At 33.3% G+C, this 15,392-nt stretch carries 13 protein-coding genes; 3 read left to right on the forward strand and 10 right to left on the reverse strand.

Annotated elements, in window-relative coordinates:
• Positions 1-3: 3 nt before the first annotated feature.
• The 10 genes from ACODSB_RS01725 to uvrC form a co-directional block, all read right to left on the reverse strand.
• Positions 4-159 (reverse strand): hypothetical protein, encoded by a 156-nt coding sequence (locus ACODSB_RS01725; protein WP_488935777.1) that lies wholly within the window; start codon positions 157-159, stop codon positions 4-6.
• 103 nt (positions 160-262) lie between these two features.
• Positions 263-883 carry a hypothetical protein gene (locus ACODSB_RS01730; RefSeq protein WP_488935778.1) on the reverse strand — a complete coding sequence of 207 codons (621 nt, stop codon included), beginning with the start codon at positions 881-883 and terminating at the stop codon, positions 263-265.
• Positions 884-904: 21 nt separating this feature from the next.
• On the reverse strand, positions 905-2,125 hold the full coding sequence (locus tag ACODSB_RS01735; RefSeq protein WP_488935779.1) for a M23 family metallopeptidase: 1,221 nt from the start codon (positions 2,123-2,125) through the stop codon (positions 905-907).
• Positions 2,126-2,149: 24 nt separating this feature from the next.
• Positions 2,150-3,091, reverse strand: a complete 942-nt coding sequence (locus ACODSB_RS01740) for a tryptophan 2,3-dioxygenase family protein (RefSeq protein ID WP_488935780.1) — start codon at positions 3,089-3,091, stop codon at positions 2,150-2,152.
• The gene (locus ACODSB_RS01745; RefSeq protein WP_053473383.1) at positions 3,091-3,861 is read right to left on the reverse strand and encodes a DUF3108 domain-containing protein; all 771 of its coding nucleotides are present in this window, start codon (positions 3,859-3,861) and stop codon (positions 3,091-3,093) included. The genes ACODSB_RS01740 and ACODSB_RS01745 overlap by 1 nt, the downstream gene beginning before the upstream one ends.
• Positions 3,862-4,159: 298 nt before the next feature.
• The gene (hppD, locus tag ACODSB_RS01750) at positions 4,160-5,320 is read right to left on the reverse strand and encodes a 4-hydroxyphenylpyruvate dioxygenase (RefSeq protein WP_142451496.1); all 1,161 of its coding nucleotides are present in this window, start codon (positions 5,318-5,320) and stop codon (positions 4,160-4,162) included.
• 228 nt (positions 5,321-5,548) lie between these two features.
• Positions 5,549-6,706 (reverse strand): homogentisate 1,2-dioxygenase, encoded by a 1,158-nt coding sequence (locus ACODSB_RS01755; RefSeq protein WP_053473381.1) that lies wholly within the window; start codon positions 6,704-6,706, stop codon positions 5,549-5,551.
• Between the two features lie 258 nt (positions 6,707-6,964).
• Positions 6,965-9,262: a patatin-like phospholipase family protein gene (locus tag ACODSB_RS01760; RefSeq protein ID WP_488935781.1), complete on the reverse strand. Its 2,298-nt coding sequence runs from the start codon at positions 9,260-9,262 to the stop codon at positions 6,965-6,967.
• 62 nt (positions 9,263-9,324) lie between these two features.
• Complete coding sequence (locus ACODSB_RS01765; protein WP_488935782.1) at positions 9,325-9,837, reverse strand: XAC2610-related protein; 513 nt, start codon at positions 9,835-9,837, stop codon at positions 9,325-9,327.
• 6 nt (positions 9,838-9,843) lie between these two features.
• Positions 9,844-11,643, reverse strand: coding sequence for an excinuclease ABC subunit UvrC (uvrC, locus tag ACODSB_RS01770; protein ID WP_180855926.1), 1,800 nt, complete (start codon positions 11,641-11,643; stop codon positions 9,844-9,846).
• Between the two features lie 136 nt (positions 11,644-11,779).
• Between uvrC and ACODSB_RS01775 the strand changes: the two genes are divergently transcribed.
• From ACODSB_RS01775 to ACODSB_RS01785, 3 genes are all read left to right on the forward strand, one after another.
• Positions 11,780-12,760 (forward strand): succinylglutamate desuccinylase/aspartoacylase family protein, encoded by a 981-nt coding sequence (locus ACODSB_RS01775; RefSeq protein WP_053473378.1) that lies wholly within the window; start codon positions 11,780-11,782, stop codon positions 12,758-12,760.
• The gene (locus tag ACODSB_RS01780; RefSeq protein WP_488935783.1) at positions 12,747-13,319 is read left to right on the forward strand and encodes a 5-formyltetrahydrofolate cyclo-ligase; all 573 of its coding nucleotides are present in this window, start codon (positions 12,747-12,749) and stop codon (positions 13,317-13,319) included. The genes ACODSB_RS01775 and ACODSB_RS01780 overlap by 14 nt, the downstream gene beginning before the upstream one ends.
• Before the next feature lie 375 nt (positions 13,320-13,694).
• Positions 13,695-15,245, forward strand: coding sequence for a vWA domain-containing protein (locus tag ACODSB_RS01785; protein WP_488935784.1), 1,551 nt, complete (start codon positions 13,695-13,697; stop codon positions 15,243-15,245).
• Positions 15,246-15,392 lie beyond the last annotated feature (147 nt).

Raw genomic sequence — 15,392 nt, forward strand, 5'->3', positions numbered from 1 at the left:
TCATTAAACCTTTTTTGCCATTACCTTGCTGACTAAAGAAAATATTTCAGCTTTTTTTTCTTCAGAAATCTTGTTTGTTTTACTTGTAGATATGGCAGCATTGAATCTTTCAGATTCCTTGCCTTTTACTACCGGAGTAATTTTAATTGTAGTTGCCATTTTATAAGTTTTAATAAAAAGTAATAATTATGCTACAAATATACAAAAAAATATATTAATTTCAATTCTTATATTTCTGTAGACTTTTAAGAAATATGCTATTTTACCAAATCTTCCACCAAGGCTTTTTATTAACTTCAATAGTTTTTTTCTCAATATTGATTTCAATTCTTTTTGGAGATTCAACTTTAATCTTCGAATCGTCAAAAAACAATTCTCCATTATCATTCATTCCGAGAGGAGATTTTGTTCTTTCTTTCCAGCTTTCCGTTTGTAATTCCGGAATTAAAGCTAAATGAATTTTAGATTCAAATTTCCTTCTTGCTTTTTCTATAATCTCATCTTCCAGATTTGATGATGAATTTTTTAAAAGTAAAATTGAATTGTCTGGAATGTTTAAAAGAAAAACTTGTGTTTTATTGCCGATTTTCTGAATATCCAACACTTTAAAATAAGCAATAGTGTCTAAAAGAAAATGACCAATTTTTGCCGAGTCAGGATTGAATTTCGATAAATCTTTGGCATGAGCACTTGCAATTAAATACCTGAAATTGCCCGAAAGTCCGCCGCCAATAGAAGTCATATCTGTAAAACCCTTTTCCTGAATTATTTGCCCAATTTTATAATTAGAAATTAAATTATCAGGCAAATTAGTGTCTCTGTAATATAGTTTTAAGCCAGAAAAAGTATCATTGTAAATTGCTTTAAGACGTGAATTTTTCATTCGGCTTTTGATTTCAGATATTTACAAATTCCCAATACTATCCAACTCCCTTTTCAAAGGTTCGATTTGTTTAAAGAAACGGGTTTTATCATTTCCGGTTAAAGATTCTCCGGTTGGTAAATTCAATCGAAGCGCATCTACCTGAACACCATTTTTCCAGAAACGGTAACAAACGTGAGGACCAGAAGCTAAACCAGTGCTTCCAACTAAACCAATTGTTTGTCCTTGTGTAACGCGTTGTCCGCGGCGCACTAAAATTCTGGACATGTGTAAATATTGAGTTGAATAAGTTCCGTTGTGTTTTACTTTTACAAAGTTTCCGTTTCCTGCCGTATATCCGGTTGCTTCAACCACTCCAGATGCCGTTGTTGAAATTGGCGTTCCGGTTGGAGCCGCATAATCTGTTCCTTTGTGTGCTTTCCAGGTATGCTGAACCGGGTGAAACCTGTTCATAGTAAATCTGGAAGTGATTCGGCTGAATTTAATTGGAGTTTTTAAGAAGAAGTTTTTCAGTGTTTTTCCTTCATCATCATAATATTCAATTTTTCCTGAAAGAGTATCTTTTTCGAAAGGGAAAGCATAAACGATTTTTCCTTTATATTCAAAAAAAGCAGCTTCAAGATCTTCAACACCGTCGTAGGTTTTTCCGTTTATAAAACGTTCTGTGAAAATTAAACCGTAACGGTCTCCTTTTTTAAGTTTGAAGAAGTCAATCGACCAGGAGAACACTTTTGTAATTCTGCTGGCAAGTGCAGTTTCTACATCTTCATCTCCTAAAGTTTCAGATAATGAAGTTTTTAAAACGCCGCCAATAATTTTTCTTTTTAAAGTAACCGGTTTTATTTTTTTATAGGCTTTTGCAATACTGTCACGTAAATCGATTACATAATAAGTTAAAGCATCTGGCTGATAAATAAAAACCTGAAGATTATTTGTTTTGTTTTTTGAACGAAGTAATGTAAAAGGTTTGTTGTAACGAATAGTTCTTACATCAAAAGTGTCTTTAACCTGTTCAACAATGTCGTATACTTTTTTGTCGCCAATATTTTGACTCTGCAAAATAGATCCAAAAGAATCTCCTTTGGAAATAGTATCGTTAACAACATTAAAATCAGCGTAATTAAAACCAAACTCTACCTTTTTGGTTTTTGGTTTTGTAATTTTAATTTCAACTTTTTCCTCTGTTTTATTACACGAAAATATTGAAAATAATACTATTATAATTACGAATGCTTTTTTCAAACTCTTAATTTTTTTTGCAGGAAATTAAAGTAGGTCTTCATTTCCCCAATTGGACAATTCTTCTTCGGTCCACAATTTAGGAAAAAAGATGCGTCTTTGGTATTTTGGATGCATATATTTTTGCCACTCACTTCCGCCGGTTGCTTCGCCGTTGCCTTTTCCGCTTTCTAAGATGTATTTTCTTGCAGTATTAAGGTGCTGCATAACCCAGGTAATGTTTACCGTTTTGTCGTAATGACGCATTGCGTGAATTAATTCTTGATTTTGCTGGTCTTCAATAGGTAATTGCGTGAATTTCTGCCAAATGTTTTTAGTTTTAAACGTAGACATTTGTCTCAAAAACTGAACTTTATATTTGTTTTCGAATTCCTGAAGTAAATATGATTTTTCACCTGTATGATAATCTTTTCCGGCTGCCTGCCAGTAAAGGTGTTCAAAAGTAGTTTCTAAATCTGTATTTTCGTCAAAGTTTGCTTTGTATCTGCGGTCTGTTAAATTGATAACATCTGTCGAAGCAAATTCAATTAATCTGTATTGAGCACTTTGAAACCCGCTTGCAGGAGTAAGTGTATTTCTAAATTTCATGTATTGATCGACTTCCATTCCGTTTTCCATAATACTGAACGAATTCGTCAGCATATCAAAATAGCGGGTAATTCTGGAAAGTCTTTCGCTGAAAAAATCAACCTGAATATTTTGTGTGTCTGCGATTTGATCGATTTCCCACAAAATCATTTTAAATATCAATTCATTAACCTGATGGTACATAATAAATACCATTTCATCAGGAAGTGTTGTGCGTTGTATTTGTAAATTTAAAAGAGCGTCTGTTTGAATGTAGTCCCAATATGTAATTGGTTTTGACCAAAGCAATCCTTCTAACTGAACATCAGTTTTTTGGTTTATTGCTTGAAATTTAAGGTCAATTTCTTTTAAAATTGATTCTGAATGATCAGTAGGGTTCATTATTTTTTAACTTTAAATGGATTTTTCAATCCTTTATATTCATCGAGATCTGCTTTTAGAGATCCAACAGCCAAATCCGCTTTAATTCTAATCGGAACTTTGTTGTCATCATCTGTAATCCAGAGCGTTAAACTTTCTTTTTCTTTAAAAACTCTTCCTGTTTGTACAAGTGGTTTAAAAACCATCGTAGAAACCGTCCCAAATTTAGTTGTAATATCTTGACGGCCTACATATTTTAACTTAAATTTTGTGATTTCATCATCAAAAAACATATCAATCGTAATCGATTCGCCCGATTTTAATTTATCAATATTCGGATGGTTTCTTAAGTAATAAAAAGCAGATACAATATCTTGCACATTATTAGTAATTACAATCGTTTTTTCAGTCTTTCGTTTGTAATCTTTTACTAAAACTTTATTGCCGCTCTGGTCAAAAAAACCTTCCTGATTTTTAGTGTAGCCGCCTTCGTCAATTTTTCTCACAAAGCGGTAAGGATCTCCATTTTCCTTATCAAAATAACTTTCGTATAAATCTTCAACTTTGAAGAAAAATTTTGACATTCCGGTGGTATATCCTTTACCAACAGCGTGGTGAACTTTTTTATTGTTTATTGTGGCATCTTTAATTTCAAGAGTTGCATAGCCGGCATTTACGATTCCGTAATGAATTCTAAATTTGAAATATTCCCCGGTATCAAAAGCATTTTCTTTTTGAGTGTCGAATGCCAGAGTAGAGAGAATTAATATAGCGAGAATGAACTTTTTCATAGTACAATTTTTACATTTCATTATAAAGGTAAATAAATGCAAATTCTATTCCAAATGTACCAAAACAAAAAAACTCAGTCAAGGATGACTGAGTTTTTATGCTATTAACTAACCAAAAAACTATAAATTATGAAATTTATATCAATTCAGAAGGAAACCACCCCTTCTTGATTTGCGAGTGCAAAGATAGATAGAAAGTTCAAAAAATAAATAGCAAAAGTCAAGTTTAACATAACATTTGCATAAAAATCAACGTTTTACAGAGAATTTTTCTGCATAATGCAAAAATAATGCGTTTTTATAGAGTTCCTCTCAATTCCTGTTCTCTTTCAATTGACTCAAAAAGAGCTTTAAAATTACCTGCGCCAAATCCTTTTGCACCCATTCTTTGAATAATTTCGAAGAAAAGGGTAGGGCGGTCCTGAACCGGCTTAGTAAATATTTGTAAAAGGTAGCCATCTTCATCGGCATCGACCATGATGGCAAGCTTTTCAATTTCATTAATATCTTCTTTCATCATATCCATATGAACTCCTAATCTTTCAGGAATCGCTTGGTAATAGGTATGAGGAGGAGCTGATAAAAATTCAACACCGCGTGCTCTTAATTGTGATACGGTTTTAATAATATCATCTGTAGCAATAGCGATATGCTGAATTCCAGGCCCGCCGTAGAAATCTAAATATTCTTCAATTTGTGATTTTTTCTTTCCTTCGGCTGGTTCGTTGATAGGGAATTTAATTCTTCCGTTTCCGTTTGACATTACTTTACTCATCAATGCAGAATATTCTGTAGTTATTTGTTTGTCGTCAAAAGAAAGGAAATTTACAAATCCCATTACGTCTTCGTAAAATTTTACCCAGGTATTCATTTCATTCCAACCCACATTTCCAACCATGTGATCAATATATTTTAATCCCGTTGGTTCTGGATTATAATCTGATTTCCATTCTTTATAACCTGGTAAGAAAACACCATTGTAGTTTTTTCTTTCTACAAAAATGTGAACCGTTTCTCCGTAAGTGTAAATTCCTGAACGAATAACTTGTCCAAATTCATCTTCTTCAACAGTTGGTTCCATGAAAGAACGTGCACCGCGTTTCATAGTTTCTTCGTAAGATTTTGTAGCATCTTCAACCCAAAGTGCAGCTACTTTTACTCCGTCACCATGTTTTTTCAAATGTTCATTAATTGGAGAATCAGCTGTTAAAGGCGTAGTCAAAACAATTCTGATTTTGTCTTGTTTCAAAACATACGATGCTCTGTCTTTTACTCCGGTTTCTAATCCGGCGTAAGCTAATGATTGATATCCGAAAGCAGTTTTATAATAATGTGCAGATTGTTTTGCATTGCCTACATAAAACTCTACATAATCTGTTCCTAATAACGGAAGGAAATCTTGTGCTCCTTCAAAGATTTTTTCTAATCCGTATTCTACTGATTTTACTTCTTTTGACATAATGTTTATTTGTTTAATCGGTTAATCGTTTATTTGATTTTTCCGAAATGTTGTTTTTAGATTGTTTTTTTTTTACCGCAAAGAGCGCAAAGATTTTTATTATTAAGATTTTAAAAATTGCAAAGAACGCAAAGCTTTGCGAACTCATTTAAGTAAAACGTCATTAAAAATCTTTGCAAACTTTGCGAAAAATCCTTTGCGAACTTTGCGTTAGATTAATTACAATAACTATTCAGTCCAAGATTTATAATACTGTCCATCATCAAGACCCATAGCTTCTTCCGTAACCATAAGCGGTCTGAAAGTATCAACCATAACGGCTAATTCCTGAGTTTCTTTATGACCAATACTGCGCTCCATTGCGCCCGGTGCTGGACCATGCGGAATTCCTTTTGGATGTAAAGTGATATGACCTTGCTCAATATTATTACGACTCATAAAATCACCATCAACATAATACAGAACTTCGTCAGAATCTATATTGCTGTGGTTGTACGGCGCCGGAATTGCTTTCGGATGATAATCGTAAAGTCTTGGGCAGAATGAACAAACAACAAAAGCTGCCGTTTCAAAAGTTTGATGTACCGGAGGCGGTTGGTGAACACGTCCCGTTATAGGTTCAAAATTGTGAATCGAGAATCCGTACGGGAAATTATAACCGTCCCAACCCACAACATCAAAAGGATGCGTTGCATAAACCACTTCGTGAATCATGCCTTCTTTTTTAATTTTAATTAAAAAATCACCTTTTTCGTCGTGTGTTTCCAATTCGTTAGGCAAAATAAAATCACGCTCACAAAACGGAGAATGTTCTAAATGCTGACCAGATTGGTTTTTATATCGTTTTGGAGTATAAAATGGAGAATACGATTCTACATAAAATAGTCGGTTTTCTGTTGTTTCGAATTCGATTTGGTAAATAATCCCGCGTGGAATAATTAAATAATCACCATATTCAAACGGAATATTTCCTAACATGGTTCTTAATTTTCCTTTTCCTTTATGGATGAAAAGCATTTCATCAGCATCGGCATTTTTATAGAAATAATTTCGAAGCGATTCTTTCGGCGCAGCCAAACCAATAATACAGTCTTTATTGACTAACATGGCTTTGCGGCTGTCAAGAAAATCATTTTCCGGTTTTAATTCAAAACCTTTAAAAAGAAGTGATTTTATATTTTTTCCGATTGCAATTTTTGGTTCAACCGAATAAGAATTTAAAATTTCTTTAACCTGCGTTGGTCTGTGAACATGATAAGAAAGGGAAGAATGTCCGTGAAAACCTTCTGTTCCAAATAACTGTTCATAATAAAATCCGCCGTTTGGTTTTTCGAATTGGGTGTGTCTTTTTTGAGGGAAATCCCCAAGTTTATGGTATAGTGGCATGGCTTTTTCAATTAGATAATTTGTAAATTAGATAATTCGAAAATTTGAATTGAAGAACAGATAACCAGTTCAATTTTTTCAATTGACTAATTATCTCAATTCGATAGAGGCATTACTCTGGATTTCTCTTGATAAGAAATTGAAGATACTCTAATAAACCTGTCCAATTTGTTTTCATTATGACAAATGTCGTAATTTTTATTGATCAAAATTACATATTATATTATTTATAACATAAAATATTTATAAAAAATCAGCTTAAAAGGCAAATCCAATACTAAACCATGTAAAGCTTTTTGAAGTTTCCGGCGACCAGGATTGTTTAACTTCGATTGGGCCAATTATAGTTTCTAATCCGTAACCTACAGAATAACCGGAATATTTAGGCATTGAAATCCAATCGACTGTCGTAAAAATATCATCTCCAATGTTGGCAAAATTTGCCGAAATATTGATGTGATTCTTTTTTAGGATCTCATAATCCAAAGTAATATCTGATTTTATAAAACTATTTCCGGCAATACTTAAAAAATCATATCCGTAGAAATAATTGAAGTTATTGATCTTGTTGTATCCAAAACCTCCAAGTATAAAATCGAAAAAAGGAACGCTGTCACTGCCAATGTTAAATCCGGCATCGGCTCCAATTTTGATGGTCGCTTTTCTAAATACAGTTTTAACAAAAGAAACTTCTGCTTTTGCAATCGAAAATGGTTTAAATTTATTGGTATAATCAGACGAAGCCAGATAAGTCTGCAAATCTGTAGAAAAAAACAATCCCGAATTTGGAAAATGTTTATCGTCAAACGAATCGTATTTTAAATAAGCAAACGCGCTGATATAACTGCTTTTGTCTATTATGTTTTCTTCATTACTAAGTGTAGGCGAATTTATTTTTAGGTATTTATATTCTAAACCGCCGCCCATTAAAAACTTTTGTACAAAAATGGTTTGAAAATAAGCCTGATTAGTCAAATCTAAAAAGTCAACATTAATCAGTTTTAAATTTGGATTTTCTGAAACCAGTCCGCTTAAACTTGTGGTTACATTTCGGTTGAACTGATTCAATCTTGAACGGAAACCAAAGCTGATATTAAAACCATTTTCAACATAATAGTTGAAATCATATCTAAAATTATCTCCCAAAATAATGTCCATTGAAGTAACATCATTTTTTAAGAATGTCTTTTTATGAGTAAGATTCAATAAAACAGCACTTTTGTAAAGTCCGTCATAATGAAGTCCGAGTTTTAAAAAAGTCTGCGTTGGATTTTCTTTCAATACCAAATCTAAATCATCCTGATTGCCGTCTGGCTGCAAACAATACGAAATCGTACTAAAGTTTTGAGTGGCATTCAAATTATTTATTCCCCTTTTCAGATCATCATATGTAATTGTACTTCCCGGTTTAAAACGAAGTTTTCCGCGAATGTATTCTTTCGTATAATTATCTAATTGTTCCGTATTTATTTTTTGAATTTCAAGAGTATCTGAAGCGATTTTTAATTTCGGTTTTTTATAAAAATTGTCTTCGTTTACCAATGATTTAATTTTTTCGTAAACGGCAAAAGCAGCTTCTTCCCCTTTCCTGATAATTTCTTCCCCTCTGTCAAATGAAATTACACCAAAGTCACGAATGTCCGGTTTTATGTAAACATCGGTATCCTTTATTTTGCTTTTCATTTTATCTATAGATTGCAAATTAGTAATCTGAACCAAGATTCTGGTAGCATTTTTTAAGTTTTTTCGCTTCATTAAATCGTCCTGAACATCAACACCAATAATAATATCGGCACCAAGATTTCGAACTTCTTTAATTGGGTAATTGTTTACAACGCCGCCATCGACCAATAAATTTCCGTCGATTTCAACCGGAGTAAATAAGGAAGGAAAAGCAGCACTCGCCATCATGGCCTGAACCAGATTTCCTTTGTTTAAAAGTACTTCTTCACCCGTTTCAATATTGGTTCCAATACATAAAAACGGAGTTGGCAATTTATTAAAATCACGAACATGGCGAACGTTTCTTGTTAAACTGCTTAACAAATTATAATTGTACATTCCTTTTGAAAGTGCTTCGGGAATGCCGACTCTGAAATTACTAAACGGTAAAACGATCGCATATAATTCATCATTTTTTTTACCGTAAAAGTTTTTTGAGGAACGCGGAATATAATCGTTTATTAATTCGTCGAAATTGGTTCTTTTGAAAATAGAATCAATTTGTGAAGCGTTATAACCAGAAGCATACAATCCGCCAATTACAGAACCCATGCTGGTTCCTCCAATATAATCGATTTTGATTCCGGCTTCTTCCAAAACTTTTAAAACTCCAATATGCGCAAAACCTTTGGCACCGCCGCCGCTTAAAACCAAACCAATTTTAGGTCTTTTTTTTACACTGTCTTGTTTTATTTCCTGCGAAAATAAATTTTCGGGCAGCAATAAAAACACAAAAAACAACAATGCCGCACCCCAAATGGTTCCGATGCTTTTCGGAACGGGAGAAAATCCTGTTGACTGAGTTTTTAAAATTAACAGCTTGTTGAGGCGCATAAAAAATAAGTAATTGGTTTTGTAAAAGTCGGTAATTTTTTCGGCTTTATACTAGATTTATCTTAATATGATTGTGTTTTTGAAAGTATTAATTTTTTGTTTTTATCGTATTTCCAAACATCGGTATGATTTCTTGCGCCGCCTCTGCAGCTTGATGTAAGTGTCTTTTTAATTTTATCAATTTTCACATCACAAAACATATCGCATTTAGGATTAAAATTTGACGGAAAATTTAATGTGTCAAATAGTTTTGTTTTCGGGTTAAAAATAAAAATTTGATAAATGGTATAAACTCCCATTCCGTCATCGGTATGAAAAGAAGCAAAATCCATAAACCCGTCAAAATTAAAATCGTTAACTTCTAATCTGGATTGCTTTCCTGTTATCGAAGCTTCAACATTGTTTATGACTTGAATTTGCCCCGTTTTAGAATTTTTTATTTTTAATGTTTCAAAATCATCTTCAAAACTAACGTTAAATTCACTTTTGTCTTTTTGTAAAACCGAAACTTCATTTTGACTATACGAAATAGAAAAAACGAACAAGAAACAAATAGGTAAAAAGAGCTTTTTCAAAATGAGTTAATTTTCTTTTGGATGATAAAATTCGACAATTTTTTTTGCTTTTGATACACCAACAACTGCTGATATGTCTTTTTCAGAAGCTAATTTCAATCTCTTAACACTTTTAAAATGTTGTATTAACGTGAGCATTGTTTTTTCGCCAATTCCCGGTATACTTTCTACAGAAGAATTAAGTGCTGCTTTGCTTCGTTTATCACGGTGAAATGTAATCCCAAATCGGTGCGCTTCATTTCGTAACTGCTGAATTACTTTTAAAGTTTCTGATTTTTTATCGAGATATAACGGAATCGAATCGCCCGGATAAAAAAGTTCTTCGAGACGTTTTGCAATCCCGATAATCGCAATTTTTCCTCGCAAACCTAATTCGTCAATACTTTTTAAAGCCGCAGACAATTGCCCTTTTCCACCGTCAATAATTATTAATTGCGGTAAAGGTTCATTTTCATCTAATAATCTTTTGTAACGACGATATACAATTTCGGTCATCGAAGCAAAATCGTCAGGGCCTTCAACCGTTTTTACATTAAAATGGCGGTAATCTTTTTTACTGGCTTTTCCATCTTTAAAAACGACGCAGGCCGCAACAGGATTTGTTCCCTGAATATTCGAGTTATCAAAACATTCTATATGTCGAGGCTCAACAGGAAGACGTAAATCTTTCTGCATCTGTGCCATAATTCTATTAACGTGACGATCAGGATCAACAATCTGCAATTGTTTCAATTGTTCAATTCGGTAGAATTTGGCATTTCGAATTGATAAATCTAAAATCTGTTTTTTATCTCCAAGCTGCGGAACGGTTACTTTTATTTTTTCTCCCAAATCAATTTCAAACGGAACAATAATTTCTTTTGATAATAATTGAAAACGCTCCCGAAGCTCGATAATGGCCAGTTCTAATAATTCTTCGTCGCTTTCGTCCAGTTTTTTCTTGATTTCTAAAGTATGCGAACGAATAATCGAACCGTGAGAAATTTGTAAAAAGTTGACATAAGCCGCGCTTTCATCTGAAACAATCGAGAAAACATCAATATTGGTAATCTTTGGATTTACAATTGTTGATCTTGATTGATAATTTTCGAGGATTTCTATTTTTTCTTTGATTTTTTGAGCCTCTTCAAAACGCAAATCCTGTGCATATTGTGCCATTAAACGTTTGAAATCTTTCATACTTTCCTTGAAATTTCCTTTTAAAATCTCTCGGATTGCGTCGACTTGTCTTTGATAATCTTCCAGAGATTCTATGCCTTCGCACGGACCTTTGCAATTGCCAATATGATATTCCAGACAAACTTTGAATTTGCCTGATTCAATATTGGATTTACTTAAATCGTAATTGCAGGTTCTTAACGGATATAATTCTTTTATCAAATCCAGAATCGTATAAACCATTTTGAAATTAGTGTACGGACCAAAATATTCAGATCCGTCTTTGACCATTCTTCGGGTTAAAAATATTCTCGAAAAAGGTTCTTTTTTTATACAAATCCAGGGATAACTTTTATCATCGCGCAGCAAAACATTATATCTTGGCTGTAATGTTTTGATTAAATTGTTTTCTAATAAAAGCGCGTCGGTTTCTGTGGGAACCACAATGTGTTTTATGGTTACGATTTTTCGAACCAAAACATTTGTTTTAGCCGTATCGTGAATTTTATTGAAATAGGAGGAAACCCTTTTTTTTAAATTTTTGGCTTTGCCTACATATAAAATTTTCCCGTCTTTATCGTAATATTGATACACACCGGGATTATCCGGCAAGGTGAGAATTTGTAGATCTAAGGACGGTTTTGACATTCTGTTTTATTTCTGAAGATAGTTGAAAAGCGTTTTCAAAAACCATTCTAGTTCCTGAAAAAAGCTTAACAGTGATTTAGTTTCAAATTTACGAAATCAAAAGAATAATTTCTATATTTAGATTTTATAATTCTACATGAAAAATAGTAAGCCCCTTGTTATTTTTGGCGAATCGATTTTGCCGGGAGAACATAAAACCATAAACGTCGAAATAGCGCGATTACATACTACAACAAAACTCAATATTCCTGTAATTGTCCGTCGTTCCAAGCTTGAAGGACCGGTTGTTTTATTTTCGGCAGGAATTCACGGCGACGAAATTAATGGAGTAGAAGTCGTTCGGCAGATCATCAGCAAAAAAATAAATCGTCCGCAAAGAGGAACAATAATTTGTATTCCCATTATCAATATGTATGGTTTTGTGAATAAATCCCGCGAGTTTCCTGACGGAAGAGATTTAAACAGGGTTTTTCCGGGAAGTAAAAAAGGTTCTCTGGCCAGCCGATTTGCGTATCATATAGTAGAACAGATTTTGCCCATTATAGATTATGCAGTCGATTTTCATGCCGGCGGTGCAAGCCGTTTTAATGTTCCGCAGATTCGAATTACCGAAAATAATATGGAATTGAAATTACTGGCTGATATTTTTAATGCTCCTTTTACTTTATATTCCAAAAATATTGGAGGTTCTTTTAGAAATACCTGTGAAAAAGCCAATATTAAAATGCTTCTTTTTGAAGGCGGAAAATCGCTTGATATAAATGATGCTGTTGCCAATGAAGGAATAAAAGGAGTAATGCGTTTACTAAATTATTTAGGTATGCTCGATCCAAAACACATTGTTGAGCCTGCTTTAGAATCTTCTATTTATATAAAATATTCAGTCTGGCTTCGGGCAAAATGTTCCGGTTTGCTTCATGATTATAATATGGTTGGTAAATTTGTAACCAAAGGAACTATCCTGGCTATTATTACAGATCCGTTTGGAAAGTTTGAGCAAAAAGTAAAAGCGCCGCACGACGGATATGTTATTAATGCAAACCACTCGCCAATTGTTTATGAAGGCGATGCGATTTATCACATTTCTAAAAATTCTCCTGTAAATGATGACGAGTAAAAAAGAATTAAGGCTTGAATATAAAAATCTTCGAAAACAACTTTCTGAAACTGATATCGAAGAAAAAAGTCTGGCTATAGCCAATAATTTAATTCAGCTGCCTATTTGGGATAAGATTTATTATCATGTTTTTTTGCCAATTACTGAGCAAAAAGAAATTGATACCGAGTTTATTCTGCATTTACTTTCCGGAAAAGATAAAGAAATCGTGATCTCAAAAAGCGATTTTGAAACCAGGGAAATGACTCATTTTTTATTGACAGATAATACCAAAATCAAAAAAAACGAATATAACATTCCAGAACCCGTAAACGGACTTCCTGTTCCGACTCAAAATATTGAGGTTGTTTTTGTACCGCTTTTGGCATTTGATGTTTTTGGAAATAGAATTGGTTACGGAAAAGGCTTTTACGATAAATTTTTAGCCAATTGTAAACCTGAAACGATAAAAATTGGTCTTTCTTTCTTCGAATCCGTAAATCAAATCGATGACATTTTTGAATCTGATATAAAATTAGATTATTGCGTTACGCCTGAGAAAGTTTACAATTTCCAATAAACTTTCCAACATATATTTTCACAATCAAAATTGTAGAGCGCACAGCAGTGCGTCTACGCAAAGTTTGTCTACACAGAATTTTTATAAGTTTGCGCAACGTTTGCCGATATACTGGACGTAGACGCACTGCTGTGCGTCTCTACGATATACGGTGTCGATACATTTGTTATAAATAAAAATATCAATTAACTACAAACAAACTTAAATTTCCTTATATCACTTATATGGTGAGATATCTTCATGTTTAATTTTTAGGAATCTTGGCATCAAATTTGGATTGCCGGAAATTGCAGATAATTTTCTTAGTACATCCGGAATGCTAGTTATTATTTGAAAGAAAAAAATCAAATTATTAATTCCTAAAATTTATTTTAAATGAAAAATAAACCATTTTATTTGTTAGCATTCCTTTTACTTACTGTATTAAGTTGTAAAAAATACGACGCCGCAGCTGAAGAGACAATGAACATGGACACGACTGTTGTTGCAACAACTGATGAAATTCCCGAAGAGAATATTTCAGATCCTAATACTGAAAGTTACGCCGGACTCGAAGAAAATCCTTTTGAGTCTCCACAAAAATCTCCTCTTTCTACTTTTTCCATAGATGTCGATAATGCATCTTATACCAATATCCGCCGATTTATAAACGAAGGTCAGCCTGTTCCTAAAGATGCCGTTCGTATCGAAGAAATGATGAATTTCTTTAAATATAAATACCCACAGCCAGAAGGACAAAATCCGTTTTCTATCAATACCGAAGTAAGTGAAAGTCCGTGGAATAAAAACTCTTTATTGTTGAAAATAGGTTTACAGGGAAAAAATATTCCAATGACAAATCTGCCTGCTTCAAACCTTGTTTTTTTAATTGATGTTTCGGGTTCTATGGATGAGCCTAATAAACTGCCATTATTAAAAGAATCGATGAAAATTTTGGTAAAAGAACTGCGCCCGCAGGATAAAGTTTCGATTGTGGTTTATGCAGGTTCTGCCGGAGTTGTTTTATCACCGACTTCTGGTGATGAAAAAGATGAAATTATGGATGCTTTTGATAAATTAAGCGCGGGTGGAAGCACAGCCGGCGGCGAAGGAATTGAATTAGCCTACAAATTAGCTCAGGAAAATTTCATTAAAGAAGGAAACAACAGAGTTGTAATTGCAACCGACGGCGATTTTAATGTTGGCGCATCGACTGATGATGATATGGAAAAACTGATTGAAGAGAAAAGAAAATCGGGTGTTTTTCTAACCGTTTTGGGTTTCGGAATGGGGAATTATAAAGACAGTAAAATGGAAATTCTAGCCGATAAAGGAAACGGAAATTATGCTTATATCGATAATATTCAGGAAGCAAACCGTTTTTTAGGAAAAGAATTTAAAGGTTCAATGTTTGCGATTGCAAAAGATGTGAAAATCCAGATTGAGTTTAATCCAAAACATGTTCAGGCATATCGATTAATTGGCTACGAGAACCGAAGATTAAAAGACGAAGATTTTAAAAATGATGCTATCGATGCAGGAGAATTAGGAAGCGGACACACGGTAACGGCGCTTTATGAAATTATTCCAACGGGTGTTGAAAGCGATTATGTTCCATCTGATTTAAAATACACAAAAGTAAAAACTGATGAAACTAATTACAGTGATGAACTGGCTACGATTAAATTCCGTTATAAAAAGCCTGATGGTGATAAAAGTATCGAAATCGTAAACACAATTCCGAATCGAAAAATTTCATTAGATAATAGTTCTTCTGATTTTAAATTTACAATCGCTGTTGCCTGGTTTGGTTTGAAATTGCGAGATTCTAAATTTATTAGTAATTCGTCAACTTCAGACATTAGAAAACTAGCAAAATCTGGTTTAGCAAATGATGATGAAGGATACAAAGCAGAATTTGTACGATTAGTTGATGCGGTAAATTAATTTTAAATTCCAAGAAAAGTAAAAATCCCAAATTCCAATTATTGTCTTGGAATTTGGGATTTTTTTATTTGATTTTTTTGCACAATTTATTCTGTAGAGACGCACAGCAGTGCGTCTCCGCAAAGTTTGTCGACAAAGATTTTTTAT

It is taken from the genome of Flavobacterium sp. FG68 (genome assembly GCF_057808895.1).

Coding starts and splice junctions, on each gene's coding strand:
- ACODSB_RS01740 (WP_488935780.1), bottom strand. CDS start 3,091: ATGAACCCTACTGATCATTCAGAATCAATTTTAAAAGAAATTGACCTT.
- ACODSB_RS01755 (WP_053473381.1), bottom strand. CDS start 6,706: ATGCCACTATACCATAAACTTGGGGATTTCCCTCAAAAAAGACACACC.
- ACODSB_RS01745 (WP_053473383.1), bottom strand. CDS start 3,861: ATGAAAAAGTTCATTCTCGCTATATTAATTCTCTCTACTCTGGCATTC.
- ACODSB_RS01730 (WP_488935778.1), bottom strand. CDS start 883: ATGAAAAATTCACGTCTTAAAGCAATTTACAATGATACTTTTTCTGGC.
- hppD (WP_142451496.1), bottom strand. CDS start 5,320: ATGTCAAAAGAAGTAAAATCAGTAGAATACGGATTAGAAAAAATCTTT.
- ACODSB_RS01775 (WP_053473378.1), top strand. CDS start 11,780: ATGAAAAATAGTAAGCCCCTTGTTATTTTTGGCGAATCGATTTTGCCG.
- uvrC (WP_180855926.1), bottom strand. CDS start 11,643: ATGTCAAAACCGTCCTTAGATCTACAAATTCTCACCTTGCCGGATAAT.
- ACODSB_RS01725 (WP_488935777.1), bottom strand. CDS start 159: ATGGCAACTACAATTAAAATTACTCCGGTAGTAAAAGGCAAGGAATCT.
- ACODSB_RS01785 (WP_488935784.1), top strand. CDS start 13,695: ATGAAAAATAAACCATTTTATTTGTTAGCATTCCTTTTACTTACTGTA.
- ACODSB_RS01780 (WP_488935783.1), top strand. CDS start 12,747: ATGATGACGAGTAAAAAAGAATTAAGGCTTGAATATAAAAATCTTCGA.
- ACODSB_RS01760 (WP_488935781.1), bottom strand. CDS start 9,262: ATGCGCCTCAACAAGCTGTTAATTTTAAAAACTCAGTCAACAGGATTT.